26 protein-coding genes are annotated in these 20,255 nt (G+C 43.7%); 5 read left to right on the top strand and 21 right to left on the bottom strand.

Annotation, left to right across the window (positions count from 1 at the left end; all coding sequences use genetic code 11):
• Positions 1 to 44 precede the first annotated feature (44 nt).
• The 3 genes from mraZ to MY9_RS08325 all read right to left on the bottom strand — a co-directional run bounded on the left by mraZ (position 45) and on the right by MY9_RS08325 (position 3,185).
• Entirely contained in the window at positions 45 to 476 is a 432-nt protein-coding gene (mraZ, locus tag MY9_RS08335; protein ID WP_003221402.1) for a division/cell wall cluster transcriptional repressor MraZ, read from the bottom strand.
• A 125-nt stretch (positions 477 to 601) separates the two neighbouring features.
• A complete protein-coding gene (gene bshC, locus MY9_RS08330) occupies positions 602 to 2,221 on the bottom strand; it encodes a bacillithiol biosynthesis cysteine-adding enzyme BshC (RefSeq protein ID WP_014663879.1) in 1,620 nt (539 codons plus the stop codon).
• Positions 2,222 to 2,291: 70 nt separating this feature from the next.
• Positions 2,292 to 3,185, bottom strand: coding sequence for a 2-dehydropantoate 2-reductase (locus MY9_RS08325; RefSeq protein WP_014663878.1), 894 nt, complete (start codon positions 3,183 to 3,185; stop codon positions 2,292 to 2,294).
• Positions 3,186 to 3,346: 161 nt separating this feature from the next.
• Between MY9_RS08325 and MY9_RS08320 the strand changes: the two genes are divergently transcribed.
• Positions 3,347 to 3,829, top strand: a complete 483-nt coding sequence (locus MY9_RS08320; protein ID WP_014663877.1) for an N-acetyltransferase — start codon at positions 3,347 to 3,349, stop codon at positions 3,827 to 3,829.
• A 56-nt stretch (positions 3,830 to 3,885) separates the two neighbouring features.
• On the opposite strand, the gene gerR is transcribed toward MY9_RS08320, so the two are convergent.
• From gerR to MY9_RS08305, 3 genes are all read right to left on the bottom strand, one after another.
• Positions 3,886 to 4,467, bottom strand: coding sequence for a sporulation specific transcriptional regulator GerR (gene gerR, locus MY9_RS08315; protein WP_014663876.1), 582 nt, complete (start codon positions 4,465 to 4,467; stop codon positions 3,886 to 3,888).
• 145 nt (positions 4,468 to 4,612) lie between these two features.
• Positions 4,613 to 4,792 carry a 50S ribosomal protein L32 gene (gene rpmF / locus MY9_RS08310; protein WP_003154457.1) on the bottom strand — a complete coding sequence of 60 codons (180 nt, stop codon included), beginning with the start codon at positions 4,790 to 4,792 and terminating at the stop codon, positions 4,613 to 4,615.
• A gap of 21 nt (positions 4,793 to 4,813) precedes the next feature.
• Positions 4,814 to 5,332: a YceD family protein gene (locus tag MY9_RS08305; RefSeq protein WP_014663875.1), complete on the bottom strand. Its 519-nt coding sequence runs from the start codon at positions 5,330 to 5,332 to the stop codon at positions 4,814 to 4,816.
• A gap of 27 nt (positions 5,333 to 5,359) precedes the next feature.
• Here MY9_RS08305 and MY9_RS08300 point away from each other — a divergent pair, with 27 nt between their 5' ends.
• Positions 5,360 to 5,545: a hypothetical protein gene (locus tag MY9_RS08300; RefSeq protein WP_014663874.1), complete on the top strand. Its 186-nt coding sequence runs from the start codon at positions 5,360 to 5,362 to the stop codon at positions 5,543 to 5,545.
• Complete coding sequence (locus MY9_RS08295; RefSeq protein ID WP_014663873.1) at positions 5,542 to 6,789, top strand: nucleotidyltransferase; 1,248 nt, start codon at positions 5,542 to 5,544, stop codon at positions 6,787 to 6,789. Before MY9_RS08300 ends, MY9_RS08295 begins: the two co-directional genes overlap by 4 nt.
• Before the next feature lie 16 nt (positions 6,790 to 6,805).
• Here MY9_RS08295 and ddcP read toward each other — a convergent pair whose 3' ends face one another.
• Together ddcP and MY9_RS08285 are read right to left on the bottom strand one after the other, a co-directional pair.
• Positions 6,806 to 7,831 carry a protease DdcP gene (gene ddcP / locus MY9_RS08290; RefSeq protein ID WP_014663872.1) on the bottom strand — a complete coding sequence of 342 codons (1,026 nt, stop codon included), beginning with the start codon at positions 7,829 to 7,831 and terminating at the stop codon, positions 6,806 to 6,808.
• Position 7,832: 1 nt separating this feature from the next.
• The gene (locus MY9_RS08285; RefSeq protein ID WP_014663871.1) at positions 7,833 to 8,615 is read right to left on the bottom strand and encodes a patatin-like phospholipase family protein; all 783 of its coding nucleotides are present in this window, start codon (positions 8,613 to 8,615) and stop codon (positions 7,833 to 7,835) included.
• 180 nt (positions 8,616 to 8,795) lie between these two features.
• Between MY9_RS08285 and spoVV the strand changes: the two genes are divergently transcribed.
• Positions 8,796 to 10,022: a dipicolinic acid transporter SpoVV gene (gene spoVV, locus MY9_RS08280; RefSeq protein WP_014663870.1), complete on the top strand. Its 1,227-nt coding sequence runs from the start codon at positions 8,796 to 8,798 to the stop codon at positions 10,020 to 10,022.
• A 10-nt stretch (positions 10,023 to 10,032) separates the two neighbouring features.
• Here spoVV and coaD read toward each other — a convergent pair whose 3' ends face one another.
• From coaD to MY9_RS08240, 8 genes are all read right to left on the bottom strand, one after another.
• Entirely contained in the window at positions 10,033 to 10,518 is a 486-nt protein-coding gene (coaD, locus tag MY9_RS08275) for a pantetheine-phosphate adenylyltransferase (protein ID WP_014663869.1), read from the bottom strand.
• 4 nt (positions 10,519 to 10,522) lie between these two features.
• Positions 10,523 to 11,077: a 16S rRNA (guanine(966)-N(2))-methyltransferase RsmD gene (gene rsmD, locus MY9_RS08270; RefSeq protein WP_014663868.1), complete on the bottom strand. Its 555-nt coding sequence runs from the start codon at positions 11,075 to 11,077 to the stop codon at positions 10,523 to 10,525.
• Positions 11,078 to 11,399: 322 nt separating this feature from the next.
• Positions 11,400 to 11,672, bottom strand: a complete 273-nt coding sequence (locus MY9_RS08265; protein WP_009967171.1) for a YlbG family protein — start codon at positions 11,670 to 11,672, stop codon at positions 11,400 to 11,402.
• Between the two features lie 54 nt (positions 11,673 to 11,726).
• Positions 11,727 to 12,176 (bottom strand): regulatory iron-sulfur-containing complex subunit RicF, encoded by a 450-nt coding sequence (gene ricF / locus MY9_RS08260; protein ID WP_003221370.1) that lies wholly within the window; start codon positions 12,174 to 12,176, stop codon positions 11,727 to 11,729.
• 114 nt (positions 12,177 to 12,290) lie between these two features.
• Positions 12,291 to 12,530, bottom strand: coding sequence for a YlbE-like family protein (locus MY9_RS08255; RefSeq protein ID WP_014663867.1), 240 nt, complete (start codon positions 12,528 to 12,530; stop codon positions 12,291 to 12,293).
• A 15-nt stretch (positions 12,531 to 12,545) separates the two neighbouring features.
• Positions 12,546 to 12,944: a YlbD family protein gene (locus MY9_RS08250; RefSeq protein ID WP_014663866.1), complete on the bottom strand. Its 399-nt coding sequence runs from the start codon at positions 12,942 to 12,944 to the stop codon at positions 12,546 to 12,548.
• A gap of 260 nt (positions 12,945 to 13,204) precedes the next feature.
• Positions 13,205 to 14,245 (bottom strand): CAP domain-containing protein, encoded by a 1,041-nt coding sequence (locus MY9_RS08245; RefSeq protein ID WP_014663865.1) that lies wholly within the window; start codon positions 14,243 to 14,245, stop codon positions 13,205 to 13,207.
• 84 nt (positions 14,246 to 14,329) lie between these two features.
• The gene (locus tag MY9_RS08240; RefSeq protein ID WP_003221362.1) at positions 14,330 to 14,776 is read right to left on the bottom strand and encodes a CBS domain-containing protein; all 447 of its coding nucleotides are present in this window, start codon (positions 14,774 to 14,776) and stop codon (positions 14,330 to 14,332) included.
• Between the two features lie 139 nt (positions 14,777 to 14,915).
• On the opposite strand from MY9_RS08240, the gene MY9_RS08235 reads away from it, so the two are divergent.
• On the top strand, positions 14,916 to 15,278 hold the full coding sequence (locus MY9_RS08235; protein ID WP_014663864.1) for a YugN family protein: 363 nt from the start codon (positions 14,916 to 14,918) through the stop codon (positions 15,276 to 15,278).
• Positions 15,279 to 15,309: 31 nt separating this feature from the next.
• Here MY9_RS08235 and ctaG read toward each other — a convergent pair whose 3' ends face one another.
• Genes ctaG through coxB form a run of 5 tightly spaced genes read right to left on the bottom strand, consistent with a single transcriptional unit; the run spans position 15,310 to position 20,159 of the window.
• The gene (ctaG, locus tag MY9_RS08230) at positions 15,310 to 16,203 is read right to left on the bottom strand and encodes a cytochrome c oxidase assembly factor CtaG (RefSeq protein WP_014663863.1); all 894 of its coding nucleotides are present in this window, start codon (positions 16,201 to 16,203) and stop codon (positions 15,310 to 15,312) included.
• Positions 16,204 to 16,229: 26 nt separating this feature from the next.
• Complete coding sequence (ctaF, locus tag MY9_RS08225) at positions 16,230 to 16,562, bottom strand: cytochrome c oxidase subunit IVB (protein WP_014663862.1); 333 nt, start codon at positions 16,560 to 16,562, stop codon at positions 16,230 to 16,232.
• Positions 16,563 to 16,564: 2 nt separating this feature from the next.
• Positions 16,565 to 17,188 (bottom strand): cytochrome c oxidase subunit III, encoded by a 624-nt coding sequence (gene ctaE, locus MY9_RS08220; RefSeq protein ID WP_014663861.1) that lies wholly within the window; start codon positions 17,186 to 17,188, stop codon positions 16,565 to 16,567.
• The gene (gene ctaD, locus MY9_RS08215) at positions 17,188 to 19,056 is read right to left on the bottom strand and encodes a cytochrome c oxidase subunit I (protein ID WP_014663860.1); all 1,869 of its coding nucleotides are present in this window, start codon (positions 19,054 to 19,056) and stop codon (positions 17,188 to 17,190) included. The genes ctaE and ctaD overlap by 1 nt, the downstream gene beginning before the upstream one ends.
• Before the next feature lie 32 nt (positions 19,057 to 19,088).
• Positions 19,089 to 20,159 carry a cytochrome c oxidase subunit II gene (gene coxB, locus MY9_RS08210; RefSeq protein ID WP_014663859.1) on the bottom strand — a complete coding sequence of 357 codons (1,071 nt, stop codon included), beginning with the start codon at positions 20,157 to 20,159 and terminating at the stop codon, positions 19,089 to 19,091.
• Positions 20,160 to 20,255 lie beyond the last annotated feature (96 nt).

Here is a 20,255-nt window from a genome sequence, read left to right as displayed (position 1 = left end):
GGATGAATTGAAATTGTTTTTAGAGTGTTATACACGAAGAATCATTATATATCAAACCCAATCATGTTTTCAGCAATTTCAGCAAATGAATCTTCTTGCTCTTCTGTGTATTGTTCCCAAATTACTTTACTCCACAATTCAATTCGATTAGAAACCCCGATAACAACACATTCTTTTTCCAGTTTGGCGTAATTCAATAGAGATGATGCAATATTTACCCTGCCTTGCTTGTCCAGTTCGCATTCGGTCGCCCCTGAAAAGAAGAAACGGGTAAACGCGCGGGCATCTTTCTTTGTGAGAGGAAGAGCTTTCAGTTTTTCTTCAATTTGTTTCCATTCGTGCATAGGGTAGCCGAAGAGACATTGGTCAAGCCCTCTGGTCAGCACAAATTGCTCACCTAGGCCTTCTCTAAATTTAGCGGGTACGATCATACGGCCTTTCGCATCGATGGTATGCTGATATTCACCCATAAACATGATCTCTTGCCCCACTTTCTCTCCTTAACTCACCACTATTCACCACTTCGCTCCACAACTTCATTTTACACTGTTTACCCATAAAAAAAAACCCTGAACTATTCAGGGTTCTTTAAAACTTTATTTCAAAGTTTGACAACTTGATGTTGATTTCGAAAAGAAAATGGCAGATTCTTGAATGTCATGAAGAATTTTGGACCGTACCTGTTCAAATAATACATGATATTCCAAATCCGTTCTTGCGGCGCAAGAAGCGGCTTAATGCTATTTTGAATTCTCTCATAATCCTTCAATACGTAGCCTTCTTTTTCCTCGATTCGCTTCGTCACCGTGCGCTCTAAGAATTGAAGCTGATCCTGAATAAAAGCGGCATTTTTCAGGAGTAAAGGTTCCATGCTTTGATCGACCTTTAACGCCTCCTGCCGGACCGTTTTGTGAATCGCTTCAATTTGGCTTCTCGCTTGATCCATCACCGCCGTAAACTCTTCCGGAATCTGGCGCTCGAAGTATGTCTCTCTTTGATTCTCCGTACCGCGCTCAATCGCATCTTGTAACGAGATATTCCGTTCAGCCAGTTTTTTCTCAATATGCCGCTCAAGTATCGTAATGTTCAGCCTTGGCATGACAGGAGGCATTTTGAAGCCCATCACCGCAAAAGCTTGTTTGAGTTCACCCCAATAGTTGATTTCACCGGGCCCTGCAATAAATGCTAAAGTCGGAATGAGAAATTCCTGCATTAAAGGTCTCGTTACAACATTGTTGCTGAAGCGCTCCGGATGTTCTTCCATATGCGTATGAAGTTCATCCATCGTCCATCCTAGATCAAGCTCTTTGACAACAAATCGGCCGTTATCTTTTTCAATTAAAAAACGTTCTTCTTCATATTCATAAAACAGATTCGCTTGCTCTTTTCCGGACTCGATAATCGGTTTGTAGCCTGCTTGGCGCATGAAGGCCTGCTGATCTGATACAGCGCGGGCGAGTTCATCATTTTCTCGAAGAATCTTTTGGAACATGGCCGTTTCCAGCTTTTTAATCCCAGGATCTCCAGAATTTAATAAAACTAAGCCCTCCTCTTGGAACAGATCCGCGATCAGCAGCTCAAAGAAGTCAGTAAACGTAACAGATTCTCGTAAACATCGTTTCACATTGTCAAGAAGTGAATTCGTGTGGTCTGTTTCTTCAAAAGCGGCAAACACATCATCTATCCACACGGAACACTTTTCCTGGTCAAGCGTTGTGCTCGCTGCTGATGACTTCTTCCAATATGACTGAGACAGCTTTTTTTTCACAGGACCATTCTCTTCAGAAATATGAACAAAATTAATCTCATCCAAATCGTGGTCTTCTCCGGCCACCCAGAAGATCGGTATGACAGGCACTTGCAGTTCCTTTTCTTGTTGCTTTGCTAAAACAATGATTGAAATGATTTTATGTATGGTGTAAAGCGGCCCTGTTAAAAGTCCTGCCTGCTGTCCGCCGACTACAGCGGCACTTGACGGGTCCTTCAGCTTCTCAATAGCGGACTGCATCGCACTTGAACCGAATTTATTATGGTACGAGGATAAGTACGCCGCCAATTCCTCTCTTGCGAAAAACCGGGAGGATAAGTCTTGCAGTCTTTCACGCCACATGTCCTTATGATGAATGCTGTAATCAAAAAAAGAAGACATTTCTTCTTTGCCATCTATATAGTGCTGTACAAACACATTCTGATTTTTGATGGAAAGTTCAGTTAGCTGCATCTTCTAGAACTTCCTTTCTCCAATAAATAGTTAGTTATCCGAAATGAGTATAGCATGTTACCGAAAAAGCTCAAAAGACTTTGTTTGTATTTCGCTCCAATGCTTTGATGCTGCCGTATAAAAACGCTAGATGGACGGCATCAATTCCGTGAAGACTTGCTTCCTTCAATAAGTATCCGATGATGGCGTCAGCTTCCGTTTTCCGGCCTTCAATGACATCAACCAGCATTGAAGAGCGATTTTCTTTCGTTAGTCTGCAAACGGCCTGAACCCGCTCCCAAGCCTCTTCTTCGTTTTCAAGCCTTAAAATGCGGCATGCCTCCTGAAATACCAGCTTCATAAAAGCCAGATAAGCTGGCGTTGTCAGCAGGTCTCCATTTTTCACCTGCAATAACGCAGTTAAAGGATTAATACACGCATTTACAATCAGCTTGCCCGTTAGCAGACGGTACCAATCTGTCTCATAACAAATCGGAAAATCCGAGTGGTTATGCTTAAACAAGATGTTCAGCCGATCTGGTTCACCATCGAACGCGCTCCATTTTATCGCACCTAGACCTGTATGATCAACAGCTGTATCCGATTTTCTTACAGCTCCGTGCTCAACGATTCCAACATAAATGGAGTGGCCAACATGCCAGTCTTTTAGGTTGTGGATATGCCCCATGCCGTTTTGCAAAAATAATATATTCGTTTTTCCGATCCGTTCAAGCGACGGAAAAACAGACTGAAGCTGATGCTGCTTCACTGTCACGACAAGCAGATCGAAATCCGAATTGATACGCGTGTCTGCATTGCAATCAGCGCTGAATTCCTCCCCGCCTTTATAAAGCCGGATTCCTTCAGACTGAATGGCCGCAGCCTGTTCCTGCCGCCTCGTCACAACAGTCACGTCGTGATCAAGTGACAAATAATAGGCGCATAAAAGACCGACGGAGCCTCCGCCGATAATTGCAATTTTCATGATGTCACACCCAATTTAGCTTTTACGTATTATCATAGCAGAAGTATGAAGAAATTACTTCTCAAAGATCCCATGTGCTTAAAATTAAAGTTTAAATATTTGGATTTTTTAAATAAAGCGTTTACAATATATATATAGAAACAACAAAGGGGGAGATTGGTTTGACAAAGGTAGAACGTCTGCTTATCAACTATAAAACGCTGGAAGAATTCAAGAAATTTAAAGAATACGGCATCCAGGAGCTTTCAATGCTTGAAGATCTTCAGGATAATATTATTGAAAATGACAGCACTTCGCCTTTTTACGGGATTTATTTCGGCGATAAACTTGTAGCACGAATGAGTCTGTATCAAGTTAACGGCAAATCGAATTCCTATTTTGACAATCGCCAGGATTATTTGGAGCTGTGGAAGCTTGAGGTTCTTCCAGGCTACCAGAACAGGGGATATGGGAGAGCCTTGGTTGAATTTGCAAAATCATTCAAAATGCCAATCCGGACAAATCCGCGAATGAAATCAGCAGAATTTTGGAACAAAATGAACTTTAAAACTGTTAAGTATGATATGGCGCGGGACAAAGGGGAAAACCCGCTCATCTGGCATCCTGATATGGATCGCGAAATGACACCGGGAGAGTCCGCATAGACATAAAAACGACCGGCCTATTCTTCCTATAGGGCCGGTTCATTTCAGGCGTATCTTTACGTTTCCTGAGCCGCTTTTTTCATTCTTCCGTCTTCCTTGGATACAACCATTTTTCTGGCCCGATCCATGATGTCGATCAGTGCCTTGTAATCCTCTTCTGTCATCTCTAGCTGATTCCGCAATGTTTGATTTTCACTCCGCAAATCCTCAAGCTCTTTTTGCAGCGATTGGATTTGCTCCTTCAATTTTTCCCTTTCGAGCTGAAATTCTTGTGCAGAAGGTGCTTCTTTAAATTGTTCGAGAAATTGAATGACATCCTGAATGGACAAGTCTCGTTTTCCTTCTGACGATGCCGAGGCAGTCTGCTTCACGGAATTCGGCATATTGACCGAATGAACGCCGATTTGCTTTCTCAGTTCTTTCCTCTGCTTTTTCGCAAGCTCTATACCTGACTGGTATTGTTTTCTTACATATGAGTTCCACCTGAAACCGCAGGCTGCCGCGGTTCTGGTCAGCGCCCTTCCTACCTCCTCAAAGGCGGAAAGTTGTGTTCCTCCCTCTCGAATATGACGAAGCACCACTTCTGCCAGCAGCAAATCCTCATCCTGAGTCCAAGCATCTTGTCTTGTAATGGTCAAATTCAATCTCCCTCCATGTCAGCTTATTTATCTCATACATATGCCGGTAATAGATTAGATAGACTATTTGCACTCACAAATTTTCCGCAAGCTGACAGGAAGAGAAAAAGAAAAAGCGCAGGGCTTTCACCCTGCGCTTTTCTCATTAGTTACTTTTTACATTTATGTCTTTGCCGTTGTATGATCCGCATGCTTTGCATACACGGTGAGACAACTTCATCTCTCCGCATGACGGACATTCTGTCATACCAGGTACATTAAGTTTGAAATGTGTACGGCGCAATCTTTTCTTCATTTTAGAAGTTCTTCTAAAAGGTACAGCCATTATTCCCACCTCCTTAAAGAGTTAAGATTCATCATCTTGTTTTAAGAGCTTTTCGAGGGCTGCAAGTCTCGGATCAACTTGTTTCTTCTTGTCTTCTTCCGAAATGACTTGCCAGTCCTTTCCTTCTTGAGGAGCAGCTCCTTTTTCTTGTTCAGATTCACAAAAGATTTGCATAGGGATTTCTAAAAGAATTTCTTCTTTCACGATCGGAGTTAAGTCGATAGTATCGTCCTCAACAATGTGAACGTCATCATCTTCTATATCATCCGTGTGATGAAATATAAACAGTTCTTTTGTTGAAATTTCAAATGGATACGGGACATCAACGAGTGTTCTTGAGCATGGCAAAATCATTTCGCCTGAAATTGTAAAATCAAACGAAACCTGTTTGGATTTGATATCCGCTCTGCCCTTCACCTGGACGGGAGAAATGCGGCGAATGTCAGAATTCAGCTTTGTCAGCTCATTTAACTCAACTGTTTCATCAAATTCAAAACTTTGTTTTGGCATTTGATGCAGCTGATAAATCGTCCATTTCATTTGTATCACCTCAGGAAAGCAACAAACATGATTATAGCTTTTAAGATTGTTTTTGTCAATATTTTTTCTTTACAGCATAATGCTGCCATCCAAGTATCGTTGACAGCGGAATATGCTATGCATACACTTAAAACAAAAATAAGGCGTAAGAGTTTTCATTTGCAAATGTACCATACGTTTTTAAACATAGCAAGAAAGGCGGAAAAAATATGAAAGCTGTCGGATTGGTGGTTGAATATAATCCCTTTCATAACGGTCACCTTTATCATGCCCAAACAGCAAAGCGGCAAACCGGATGCGACACGGCTGTGGCGGTTATGAGCGGGCATTTTTTACAGCGTGGGGAACCGGCTGTTGTGTCAAAATGGGCCCGAACAAAAATGGCGCTGCAAAGCGGAGTTGATCTTGTTATTGAGCTTCCTTATCTTTATGCCGTGCAAAAAGCGGACATTTTTGCACGCGGCAGTGTTTCCATCCTAAACGAAATTGAATGTGAGGCGCTGTTTTTCGGGAGTGAGAATGGAGATATCAAGCCGTTTTTAGAAACAGCACAGCTTATTGATGAGCATAAACATACATTTGATGACCGAATTAAAGAAGAACTTAAAACGGGGACGAGTTATCCAGCAGCGGCGGCTAGCGCCTTCAGCTCCATTTTGCATTCCGAAAGTGCACTTGACTTGTCAAAACCAAATAACATTTTGGGATACCAGTATGTGACTTCGATTCTAACCGGGGGATATCCTATGAAACCTTATACCACGGCACGCATCTCTTCGGACTATCATGATGCCGATCTCCCTGAAGGCGAAAACCCTATCGCAAGCGCCACAAGCATTAGAAAAGCGATGACTGGCCAGAGTCTCGAAGCCTGCCTTCGTTTTCTCCCTGCTGCATCTGCACGAGAATTAGCAGCTTACCGCAAATCTTTCGGATTGTGGCATACACCTGAGAGCTACTTTTCTTACTTAAAATACAGCCTTTCAACAGTAACAGCACAGGAATTACAGCAAATATACGAGGTGGAGGAAGGTTTAGAGCACAGAATTCTTCGTTCGATCAGAAAAGCCAGCTCCTATCTGGAATATATGGAGCTGCTGAAAACGAAACGTTATACATGGACAAGGCTCCAGCGGATGAATACGCACATTTTAACCAGAACAAAAAAACAGGATATAAAAAAGCTGCTTGACGACGATAAGGTGCCATATATCAGGCTTCTCGGCATGACGAAAAAAGGACAGGCTTATTTATCCGAAAAGAAAAAGACACTTTCTGTTCCACTTGTCAGCAAACTGTCCTCTTTCTCTCATCCAGCTCTCGATCTGGACATAAAAGCAAGCAGAATTTACAGCCTGCCGATAGAAGAGCCGCTGAGAACCGAGTTTGACCTGCAGGAATACGGACATGCACCGATTCGCTATGACGAAGATGGACAACACTTTTTAAATGTATAGAAAAAGCACCTGAGAATCAGGTGCTTTTCGCTTTCAGCTTATTCAAATAGTCAATCGCATCCTGCATGGTATCAACAGGCACAATCTTCATATCTGAATCAATATCTTTTGCTGTTTTTACAGCATTTTCATAATCGGAATTGCTGGCACCGTTTTGATTTGGCGCGAAGAAAATGTCTTTTCCGGCTTTGTCTGCGGCGACGACTTTTTGATCAATTCCGCCAATCGGGCCTACTTTTCCGTCAACATCGATGGTACCTGTTCCCGCAATATCATAACCTTTTGTTTCGTCTGTTTTTGTCAGCTGATTATAGATTTCAAGAGACATCATTAACCCTGCAGAAGGGCCGCCGATATTCTCGATTTCAAAATCAATATCCGGCTCCACTTTGACGTTTCTGTCCGTATAAAGTGAAACACCGATCCCAGCCCGTTGCGGCTCATCAGGGAATTGTTTTAACGTAAGAGTGACACGCTTTTCTTTTTCTTCTCTTTCGATCTTTAACGTCACTTTATCTCCTGCGTTTTTGCTGCTGATATAATCAATCAGCTTTTCAGCTGACTGATAGTTTCTGCCGTCTGCACTGATGATTTTATCACCGACCTCTATTTTCCCTTTTGCCGGCATGTTTTCTACAACTGAGCTTGCATATATGCCGTTAAAGGAGTAGCTGACTTTTTTTCCTGCTTTTTGATAGGCGGCTATAACCGCGTTTTCTTGCGAGCTTTTCATCATTTGGAGCTGCCTTTTCATATACTCCTTATCTGACTCGCCTTCTTCCTTAATGCTCTCATCAGGAACAATTTCATAATAAGGGTGCATCTTTGCCCACACATATGTAAACGGATTAGCCGGTCCCACTTTGACAGTCATTAAAGACAAGCTTCCTTTTTCCGGGTAGCCTCCCTCCACTTTTATCAATGGAGCAAGCTCTGTCGCTTCTCCCGGTTTTGTAATATAGTATGGAAGTTTTATAAATGATAAAACGGCGATCAGTATGAGGATGACGAGCATCCAGCTAAAATGTTTTTTACGTAGCAAATTATGAGCCCTCCCAATTCTCTATTTCTTTTCTTATCTTGCTGATCATTCGGTTTGTCGCCTCTTCGCCTGCCGATATCATTTCTTCAATATTGGCAAACGAGCTTGAGCTGTATGTTTCAAGAGAAGGGCGAATCATGATATCTGCGGCAATCGTTTGATGCCGCACCAATTCATTTTGCAGGATATCCATACTTTGCATAATCACATCAAAAATATGCACTGCTGTTTCAGTTTTTCGAACCCTGGATACATCCGAAGCGATGATAATATCAGCTCCCATGTCTTTTACAACAGAAACCGGAATTCGATCGACGACCGCGCCGTCTACAAGAAGGCGTCCGTCCAGCCTCTGCGGAATAAAGATACCCGGTATGCTGATGCTGGCCCTCACTGCATCTGACACTGATCCTTTGCGGAACACAATCTTTTCTCCCGTCTGTAAATCACACGCAACAATGCCCAGCGGAATTTGGAGCTCTTCAATCGGTTTTCCGAATGTATAAGCATGCACAAGCTGTCTGACGCGGTCACCTTTTAGAAAACCGAGCTTCGGCATCGTATAATCAGCATAAAGCCTCCGTTTAAAGGCTTTGGCTACTTTTTTCATCGTTGCCACGTCATGGCCGGCGGCATAAAAACTGCCCACCAAAGCGCCCATGCTGCTTCCTGCAATCATATCCACATGAATTTGATGCTTATGTAAACTGGAAAGCACACCGAGATGAGCAAGCCCTCTGGCCCCTCCCGATCCTAACGCTAACCCGATTTTAGGTTTGGCCAAAGCGTTAACCTCCTGCCTGAATTCCCTATATACCGAATTCTATGGTCTAAACTGAACCCCTATGCTCGTATATTAGTACAAAGAATCAAGAGGACAGGTACTGCTTGGCCGTTTCATGTCATACATTATTTTATCATGATATACATGTCATTGGGCATTTTTAGCATCGGGGAGGTAAGAATGAACTTGTCGAAGATCAATACACTTTTGATTGCCTCGTTTTTTCTTTTTTTAACAGCGACTGTCATCTCACATCCACAGGCCTCATTCGAAGCCTCTAAAACCGGGCTTTCTATGTGGTGGGAGGTTGTGTTTCCGTCATTGCTGCCATTTTTTATACTGTCCGAACTCTTAATCGGCTTTGGCATTGTACGGTTTGTCGGTGTTTTGCTTGAGCCTTTTATGCGGCCGATCTTTCGCGTGCCGGGTGTCGGCGGCTTCGTTCTTGCTATGGGAATGGCATCAGGAAACCCAGCGGGAGCAAAACTCACTGCCCGTCTGCGGCAGGAAAAACAAATTTCAAGAGTAGAGGCAGAACGGCTTGCGTCGTTTACCAATTCTTCAAACCCGCTCTTTATTTTCGGCGCTGTTGCTGTCGGTTTCTTTCAAAATGCGTCACTAGGCATTTTATTGGCTTCTGCACACTATTTGGGGAATCTGGCTGTCGGTTTAACGATGCGTTCCTACGGCCGCAAGGAAGAGCAGCATCTCAGAAGAAAGAAAACGATACCCTTTCCATCGATCAAAGATGCGTTACACGCTCTTCATACCGCAAGACTTGCGGAAAAACGGCCTTTGGGAAAAATTTTAGGCGACGCTGTGACGTCTTCTGTTCAAACGCTTCTTATGGTAGGCGGCTTTATTATTTTATTTTCTGTCTTCAATCGGCTGTTGTCCGTGGTTCAGCTGACTGATGTTTTGTCTGTTTTCACAAAAGGCGCGCTGACTTTGTTTCAGCTTCCGGCTCAATTGGACATTCCGCTTTTATCGGGGATGTTTGAAATCACGTTAGGCAGCAAGCTTGTCAGCGAGACAGATGTTTCTCTTCTGCAAAAAGCGATTATCGTCAGCTTTATTCTCGGGTTTAGCGGCTTTTCCGTACAAGCTCAAGTGGCAGGTATTTTATCGGAAACCGACATTAGATTTAAACCATTCTTTATCGCACGTTTGCTGCAGGGCGTGTATGCCGCTGTCTTCGTCATGCTTTTATGGAAACCGCTTTACATGGCGTGGCATGATCCTTATCAGTATGTATTTAAATCTTTTAATAGCAGTGACATGCCGACTGCGTTTATAAACGGCTGGAATCTGCTTGTACAGATCGGACCTGCTGTCACACTATGCGCGCTGTTTACGTACATTATCATTTTTTCTTACAGACTGACAAACGGCACAAAAAAAGGATGAGTCAATCCCCTCATCCTTGTCTGTATTTTTGCTGAAGCGCAAGCTCTACTTCCGGCGGTACAAATTCTGATACCGAGCCGTTGTATCTCGCCACTTCTTTTACGATGCTTGAACTTAAAAACGAATACTGATTGTTTGTCATCATAAAAAATGTCTCAATGGACTCATCAAGCACACGGTTTACTGACGTTCCCTGCATCTCGTATTCAAAATCTGATACAGCTCTCAAGCCTCTTAATATCGCTTTGGCATTTTTTCTTTTTGCATAATCAATTAACAGTCCTTGTGATGTTTCAACTGTTATGTTCGGAATGTCTTTTGTCACTTCTCTCAGAAGCTCACACCGTTCCTCTACACTGAACAAAGGCTTTTTTGAAGAATTATTCAGCACACATACATACACTTGTTCAAAAATATGCGCCCCGCGTTTGATGATGTCCAGATGCCCGTAGGTCACCGGATCAAAACTGCCGGGACAGACAGCTATACTCGCCACCTCACTACCCCCTCTTTTTATAAATCGCCACACCTGTAAGCCCATAGGTTTCTTTTCTTGTCATCACAAGATCTCCTACGGTTTCGGGAAGCTCGACCTCTCTGTCATGCTCAGCGACGATAAAGCCGTCTTCTTCCAGCATTTGATATTCGTCAATCAAAGTTAAAAGTGCTTTCAGCTTTTGTTCCTTATACGGCGGATCGAGAAAAATGCCGCGAAAGCCGGTTTCTCTCTTTGCAGCAGCTTGCAAAGCACGTTCCGCATCATTGCGGTATACCTGTGCATGTTTTGTAAGCTCCAGCGTTTTCAAATTAGATTTTACCGTTTGAATGGCCTTAAAATCACGGTCAACGAATATACAATGCTCAAACCCGCGTGAAAGCGCTTCGATTCCAAGACCTCCGCTCCCTGCGAATAAGTCTAGTCCCCTGCCCCCATCAAAATAAGGGCCGATCATATTGAAAATGGATTCCTTCACTTTGTCGGTTGTCGGTCTTGTTGATGTTCCCGGCACAGCCTTTAGTGAACGGCCTTTTTTTGATCCAGAAATTACTCTCATGTTCCACACCACTTTTTCTAAAAGCTATTTTGTTTCTTTATTCGGCCAGACGCCGCTATGTACATAGAAAAAAATCAATCCTATCTTAACATAAAGCATTCTCCCAAACAATGAACGCTAATCTTGATAAACAGGTGTATAGGCAGCATGATCCTTGTCCATACTATAAGCAACAGCATCTAGAGGATGTTGTTGCCAACCGCGGAGAAGACTTACGTTTCCCCATAAGTTCTTCCTCCGGTTTCTCCTCTCCCTTTGCCTTCTCCTTAACATATTAAGGAATAGAAGGACCCCGCAGATGTCTGCGGGGGTTTTTTTATTGCTATATGCCGATTTTATAATCGTATTCTTTTGCCTTATCAAGCTTTGACTCGAATTCCAATTTTAAAAACGGTTTATAAGAAGGCTCTACTTTTTTCACAAAAGAGTAAGACGCAATCTTGTCCATTGTTTTTTCAATTTGGTCCATATCACAGTACAGTACGACATATTTTAATCGTTTTGATACATAGTGCACATTCCCGAACTTTCTCAGCATTTTGCTTTGCTTTAGGGAGTGCAGATACACAACCATTCCCTGGCGCCTATTCTCCAATACAATCACCTGCCTGATTTCTTTTATATGTAAAAGACGAGACGGCCAGTCTCGTCAGGACACTTTACATCCGCAGCTTCCGCCTGAACCGCAGCCGCCTCCGCATGAAGACAAACCGTCAAAATAAGGGTTCCCAGTCGGAACTTTCACATGCTCCGAAACAGCTGTCCCAATCTCGACGCTGACCTCATCAAGAATGGACTGGAGTTCATTTTCAGCTCTCTTGAAGTCAGCCACCTTGTCGTTCAGGTCCAGCTCACGTTTGATCTCCCTCATTTTCCGGGATATTTCTCTATAGTCAGGATGATATTTGCCAAAACGCTGTACATCCTCATACTGCTCTTTTATTTTGATAAAAGAACGAATAATCCGCCCTGCCTCTTCATCTTCCTGGAGACGCTTGTAACAATTGCGGTAGTTCTCAGCCGTCTCCGACTGCAGAATCATCTCGGCAAGCTGCTGAGCTTCACTTTGAAGCCGCACGGATTCCATCGTCGCATACATAACATGCACCTCCAGTTGTTAGTTTACCATGAAACCAGCCAATTGGAAAATGCTTAACCACAGCCGAAAACAAACTCCGTATGGACGCACGAAAAAGACCCTTTCCCGGGCCTTTTAATCTTTTGTCCGCATCGCTTGGAACATTTGCATCATCATTTGCGCCATTTGAATCCCGTTTGTAAACTGATTCACCCGATGCGGAATGGTTTTTTCATAAAAATTCATCATCTCAAGCTGAAAGGTGGACAGATCATCCGGTTTTCTCGAAAGCCTGCGGTACCATATCGGCTGCTCTCTGATGAATCGTTTCCGTTCTTCGTTTGCGAAAATATATTCCTGCACCTCTTTGCGCATATGAGATCCCCTTTTTTAATCCTTTCGAAAAGAAAAAGGATGCTGTCCAGAGCCTGGCTGAGATTGCTTCTGGCTGTTCCCGGAAAATGTATTAAGAAGGCTTTGCAACGATGAGATCGACTGGCTCATTTTATTGATTTGTTCGTTCATTTGATTGACATCCATCTTTTTCACCGCTGTCACCATTTTCGTGACAAAATCATTTTTTTGCGGTGTTTCGGGCACAGCCTCTGCAGCTTCTTCCGGTTCCCGATACGGATCCCAAATCGGGTCGCTCTCCCCGAAGAGAACCCAATTTTCATATACGTCCTGCCAGCTTCTTTGTTCTTTTCGCACTTCTTTTATCAGCTTGGGATGCTTTTTGACGAATTGTTTAAAGTCATTGATTGAATGATTGGCATGTTGATTCGCCACAATCCTCACCCCCTCCGAAAATCGTTACCTACTACAATGTATCGTTTTGTCGGGCATTGTGTTCGCCTATATTCATTCACAAATGAATTTTTAGTAGCTGTCCCTAGACACTGGTGAAAAGCCTTAAGAAGAAGGGGAAATCCGCTCCTCAACAGCAAGAAAAGTAACATATTGAACCGTCTGTGTTTACACTTCTCTTAGCGCAAGACCAGCTTGTGTGAAAATAGAAAAAGCCCGGAACCATTCGTCCGCGGCTTTCATTACCATCGCTTAATAAAATTTTGGGTGTAATATTTTCGGTCTACTCCGACACCAAGATGCGTATAATCTGAATTCAGGAGCGCTTTTCGATGGCCTTCGCTATTCAGCCAGCCTTCTACAGCGGCCGGACCGTCCACATAATTGTATGCGATATTTTCTCCCGCTTGTTGAAAGTCAACATGCCCTTCTTCTAAGCGGTCTTTCAGTGAGCCGTATTTCTTAGAAACATGTGAGAAATAATTATTTTCCTTCATATCCTCGCTATGCCCAAAGGCAACTTCCGCCGTTGGCTGATCCCACTCAAGCTTCGCAAGTCCATGTTTAACGCGTATGACATTCGTCAAATCAAGTATTTGCTTTTCGCTCGTTGTTTGGATCTTTTTCCACTTCTCATCTGAAACGGCTTTCGGTTTGATTAATTCCCCGCGGTACACTACCTCATAAGGCCTTTGCTTTACAAAGGTCTGCGCATCAAACGCCCTGATGCTGGATAGCTTCCCTTCAAATTTGTCCATATACAGCTGGACGTACATTTTTCCTACCTTTACAGTCGGTCTTGTATTGATATCCTCTTCAGAAAACTCAAACCGATAGGAATTTCCTTTATACTCTACATTCACAAATGGCGCCACCTGGGTCGTCTTGAACACATCTCCGGTTGATTCGCCAATTTTGAAAGGCTTGGCGTTAATGTCATTCCCAGCAGCGAATAATGTGACCACTTTATTGTTTAATACCCCGATTTGGATATATTGGTCCTTACCTTGATTGTATACCCACCAATCGTAATCATAAGCTGAAGGGTCAATGCGTTCAGGTTCCCCAAGCTTTTTCGTTACTTCATCGGCGGACTTGCCCATGAAGGACAATAATCCTGAAGTCGGCATATGTATTCGTTTGCCGCTTTGTGCTTCCTCATTTGACACCTGAGGCTCGCTGTCATTTGATTTCTTTTCAGGAACAGATCCATATTGAATAAACAGAACATAAGTTCCGCAAATAATCAAGAGGATAATCATTGCTCTCAATATATTTTTCAATCTATCACCCCCATGGCGATTCACAATGTCTTGCCTTACAACCCATTACAATACAGCCTATTTAACATGTCAAAGATTTATGTGTTAATGAAAAAAGCCTTCTTCTCGATTATCACCTTCGGAAATATCCGATAAGGCGCTGCCGGCACGTTCATTTGTTTGCTCTGATAAAGAAAGATCACCAAGCGTGACAATTCCAGTCAGTTTTTTATTTTTTGTAACTGGTATCCTTCTGAGCTGATGCGATGCCATCAAATGAAGAACCTCATCAACTGAAGCATCTTCCTCCACACTGACAGGTTTTTCGGTCATTGCGTCAGTGATTTTTTGCGAGTTCGGTTTTTTGATGGCGATTCCTCTTAACACGAGATCACGGTCGGTCACGATGCCGACCAATGTTTCCCCATCCTCATCAACCACTGGAATCGCTCCTACATTCGCGTCCTTCATCTTTACTGCAGCTTCATATACATTATCTAATACCGTGCAATATTGCAAGTCGGCTGTCATCAGATCTTTTATTTTTGTCATCCGTTTAACCTCCTTTAGTCTAGTGCTATTGTCGTCAAAATTTAATTTTTGCATACTTTCAAAAGAAGAAGATTCATTGAAAGTTTAACGCTTTCATACTATGATTGTCAGGAAAGGTAATTTTTATAAGGAGGGGTCGGTGTTGAAGTTTACTGAAAGCGGACTTGAAGGGGTTAAGGCTGAACTCAGCTTGCTAGACGACTTAATGGAAAGCAAAGGTCTCATCAGAGCGGGCCAATGGGATTACGAGAGAGTCACCTATGACAAGAAGTTTTCGACGATTGAGGGCACGTTTTACCTGCGGATACAAGGAATTGCGGCAGAGGGTGATGTCGGAAGCGGACGCGCGGTGATTCAATTAATGTCCCCTCTCCTAGGCAAGCATTATTACCCGCACGGAGTAGAGTATGGAGAAACGGAAGAGTTTCCCGTACAGGTTGTGACAAAAAGCAAAGCACTGATTCAGGACATATCCGACATGTTAAAAACAGTTCAAATGTAACGAAAAGGTACAGCATATTCCGCTGTACCTTTTATGATATCGTCTGCTGAATATACGGCGGCTCCTCCTGCCCGTCCTTTTCCCTTTCTTTCTTCACCCATTGGAAAAAAATAATCGCCAAAAAAGTACCGTACACAATTTCCTGAATGATTTTCATCATGACGGCCCCGAGCTGCTGATCCTCTAACAAAGGCAGTGTATTCAACATCTCCGGTCCTGTTAATGGGACCTGCCCCATCATATCCGCAGGCACGCAAAGGCTCATTGCCTCGGCCCATGCAGACGGATCTGTATAGGTGGCGTATAACGGCGCACCGCTGAACATGATTAAGGCGCAAGCAGGTGTGAGCAGCATACCGTCCGCCATAATATACCCCAGCTTCATCAAGCCGCTGAGCTGCCGTAGACGCCCCACCTTATGAACAAGCGGCCACCACATGAAGAATGCAAGCACAAAGATAAGCCAAGTGATTAATGTATGGTAAAACGAATCGGTTTTGACAGTATCAAATATAAGCGGTACATGATATAAAGAAAAAATGCCGTTAAACAAAAGCAAAGCAATTAAGGGCTTCGTGAAAAAGGAAAAAACCGGTTTGATTGCAGGCCTGAAAATGATTTTCTCCCACAGCCATGCAGGAATTCCAGCGATCAACAGTGGCGGTACAACCAAATACAGGACAGCCATCTGTACCATATGCGCACTAAACATAATATGTCCGAGCAAATCAACAGGGCTTCCCTCGGCCGCATATAAAAACAGCATCGCCGACAGAAAACACGCCATCTCTTTACCAGTTATTCGATTCGGCTTTGCAAACATTCGCATGTAAAAATAGAGATAAATCGCCGTAATGCCTAACAGGATACAAAAAAGATAAGGGCTCCACATGGCGCGAAACCCAAATATCTCCAACTGATTCATTTCTTCACCTCCGGCGGCTGTTCAAATTACCACCATATAATTGTGACAAACGCAAGCACAGTGATAAACGCGACAAACACCCCTGAATACAAAAACAATGCCGGCGCCTCATGCCCTTTTTGATTCATATGCATGAAATAATACAGCTGAAAGATGACTTGAATTGCAGCAAGCAAAATAATGAAAGGAATCGTAAACCAGCTTGCAACACCATCTGTTGCCACAGTCAGAAATGCAACAATCGTAAGACCGATCATTAAACCAAAAGACAAAACCTGATATTTCATCTCCTGAGCGTGCTTTTTTTTCTTAAATTCAAGGTCGCTGTTGATATGCCCTCTGCTTTTTTTACCGACCATGTTTATCCCACCATCCCCATTAAATATACAACGGTAAAGATGAAGACCCACACGACATCAATAAAGTGCCAATAAAGGCTGGCAACGTAAAACTTAGGCGCCGTATACAGGTTCAGCCCTCTCTTGGCATTGCGGATCATCAGCGTGCTGATCCACATCAGCCCAAACGCCACGTGGGCGCCGTGTGTACCGACAAGCGTGTAAAACGCAGAACCGAGCGCAGAGCTTGTGATGGTAAAGCCAAATTCATGGGTGTAGTGCTTAAATTCATAGATTTCCAGTCCTAAAAAGCCCGCCCCCAATAAAACCGTAATTCCCAGCCAAAGCTGCATCTTGCCGAAGGAAAAGTTCTTCATGTGGTACATCGCGTACACACTCGTTAAACTGCTCGTTAATAACAGCATTGTCGCAATGAATACAAGTGTTACGTCGAACATTTCGGTTGTAGGCGGATCACTGGCGTTTGAATTCCGAAGCGCCAGAAACGTGGCGAAGAGAGACGCAAACAGAACAGTCTCTCCGCCAAGAAAAAGCCAAAAGCCTAGAAATTTATTTTTCCCTTCCAGTGTTACTTTTTCAGGAGAAGCTGGAAAGGTTTCTGCGGTGAATTTTTCTTGAATTTGCATTATGCCTTCACCCCTTTATCATCGTTCGGCAGTTCCTCTTTATGAATATGATAGCCGTGATCATCAATGACTGAGCGGAGCAGCATCGTAATAAAGGTGATGCCGAGCCCGATAAAGATCACCGGCAGGCCCCAAGCGTAATCGCTTCTGTACAGCAGCCCGAACGCTGCGACAAAAAGGCCGAAGGAAATGATGAGCGGCAGGATTGAGCCGTTTGGCATATGAATATCATCAACCGGTTCCGCCGGTGTCATTGATTTGTGACCTGCCTGCTTCTCGATCCAAAGCGGATCAAGTCCTCTGACAAAAGGAAGCTGTTTAAAGTTATACTCAGGCGGCGGCGAAGAAACGGCCCATTCAAGCGTACGTCCGTCATGCCATGGATCATCGCCTACATACTCGCCTTTTACCGATGTCCAAATGACATTGACCAGCAGAAGAATAACAGCTGCCGCCATAAAAAACGCCCCGATTGTACTGATCAAGTTGCCGGTTTCAAGACCCTGGCCTGGCAAAAACGTATAAACCCGGCGCGGCATACCCATTAAACCGACAAAATGCTGAATGAAAAACGTGAGGTGAAAGCCGATAAAAAACAGTACAAATGAAATTTTCCCCATCGTCTCATGCAGAATTTTACCGAACATTTTCGGCCACCAGAAATGAACACCGGCTAATAGGCCGAATACCACGCCGCCAATGATGACGTAGTGGAAGTGCGCCACCACAAAATACGTATCATGGAACTGATAATCAGCAGCGGCCGCTGCCAGCATGACTCCCGTCACACCGCCGAGCACAAAGGACGGAATAAATGAGACAGCATACAGCATAGCGGTCGTATACTTCACATTTCCTCCCCAAATCGTCAAAAGCCAGTTAAAAATCTTAATCCCGGTCGGAATCGCGATAGCCATTGTGGCAACCGCAAATATCGCATTTGCAATCGGGCCGAGACCAGTCGTGAACATGTGGTGCACCCATACCATAAAGCCCAGAAAGCCAATGAGCACGATGGCAAAAACCATTGAAGAATAGCCAAACAAACGCTTTCTGGCGAAAACAGGGATGACCTCGGAAAAAATACCGAATGCAGGCAAAATTAGGATATAAACCTCCGGATGGCCGAAAATCCAAAATAAATGCTCCCAAATGACCGTATTCCCGCCAAGCTCGGGATTAAAGAAATTGGTTCCGAACAGCCGATCCAGCATCATAAGAGCCAATCCGACCGTAAGCGGCGGAAAGGCAAACAAAATCAATGCCGAGGCCACGAATGTCGTCCATGTAAACAAAGGCAGCCTCATGTACGTCATGCCCGGAGCCCTCATATTGATAATCGTGGCCAAAAAGTTAATCCCGGCTATCAGCGTCCCGAGCCCCGATATTTGGAGTCCGAGGACAAAAAAGTCTATGCCGTGCCCTTTTGAATGAAGCGAAAGTGAGGCATATGACGTCCAGCCCGCATCTGGCGCTCCGCCCAAAAACCAGCTTAGATTTAAGAAAATGCCTCCGAAAAAGAAGAGCCAAAAACCAAGCGCATTTAAAAATGGAAACGAAACGTCCCGAGCCCCGATCTGCAATGGCACAACCGCATTCATCAAGGCAAATAAGAGCGGCATCGCAGCCAGAAAGATCATCGTCGTTCCGTGCATAGTCATTACTTCATTGTACGCTTGAGCACTGAGAAACGCATTTTCCGGCTTTGCAAGCTGAATTCTGATAAACATCGCTTCAATTCCCCCGACAAGAAAGAAGAATCCTCCTGCCGCTAAATAAAGAATCGCGATTTTTTTATGGTCCACCGTCGTCAAATAATCCCAAAGCATAGATCCGCGCGTCCGCTTTTCTGTAAGCGCATTCAACATATGTGACCTCCCCCAATATCTCCCTTTCTTCCCTACTTGCTTTCCGCTTTTAAGCCTTTTAAGTATTCATAAAGCGCATCTGTTTCACTGTCTGAGAGCTTTGGATATGTTCCTGTCATTTTGTTCCCCGGCTTTATGCTGTCAGGGTCCTTCAGCCAGGCCTTCACATTTTCTTTGTTAGCCTCTTTCACCCCTGCCACTTTTGTCCTTTCACCGAAAGTCGCCAAGTTGGGTGCCGTTCTAGCGGCTTCTGCACGCTTATCATTCGGCTCTACCGCATGGCAGCTCAGGCAGTTTTTCTCTTTAAACAGTTCTTCACCCTGCTTAGCCAAATCGCTCTCTGCTGTAGATTTATAGTTTTTCATTTCTTTTGTCCAGCCCTGAAATTCCTTTGCAGACATTGTCTTCACTTTAAAATCCATCAGCGCATGTGAAGGGCCGCAAAGCTCTGCACACTTTCCAAAAAACATATCTCCTGCCTCTTTGCTTCGTTTCGAATCAAAAGTCAGGAAAAACTTATTTTCATTATCCGTATTCGTATCAAGTTTTCCTCCAACTGAAGGAATCCAGAAGGAATGTTTCACATCAGAAGCTTTTAAATTAAAATATACACGCTGGTCTGTCGGCACAATCAGCTCCTGGCTTGTGATAATGCCGTAATCAGGGTACTCAAACTCCCACCAGTATAAATTTGCCCGGACATTGACTACAAGAGCATCCTCAGCTTTGCGGCCTTTCTTATCCATTGGTGATGTGTCTGCTAGCTCCAGCGTATATAATACAACAGGGATCACAAGAATAATGAGCAGCAAAATCGGGATCACGGTCCATGTGATTTCTAAAAATTTATTCCCCTCTACCTGTTTCGGTATCGTGTTCTCACCAACCCGTGATCTTCTAAATCTCACAATCACATAAAAGAAGATAACAGATACTACTGCAACAACAACCACCATAATCAATGTGCTGAGCACTGTCAGGTCATACTGTTTATCAGCCACCTCGCCAGCAGGCTTGAGCGTGGATAAAAAAGGTTTTCCACATCCGCTTAATAGAAGCGGCACTAAGGCTAATAATAAAATAAGACGCCAATGCTTTACCATTTCACCCAACCCCTTTTCTGGTCAATACAAAGGCGGAAAGCAGATCGAAAACCATCGCCTCCAGCCTATCACCAATAAAGCACTTACATTTCCTCT

The sequence above is a fragment of the Bacillus sp. JS genome (assembly GCF_000259365.1).
In the GTDB taxonomy this organism is placed as follows: domain Bacteria; phylum Bacillota; class Bacilli; order Bacillales; family Bacillaceae; genus Bacillus; species Bacillus stercoris.
This window is presented reverse-complemented; position numbering and strand designations above follow the sequence as displayed.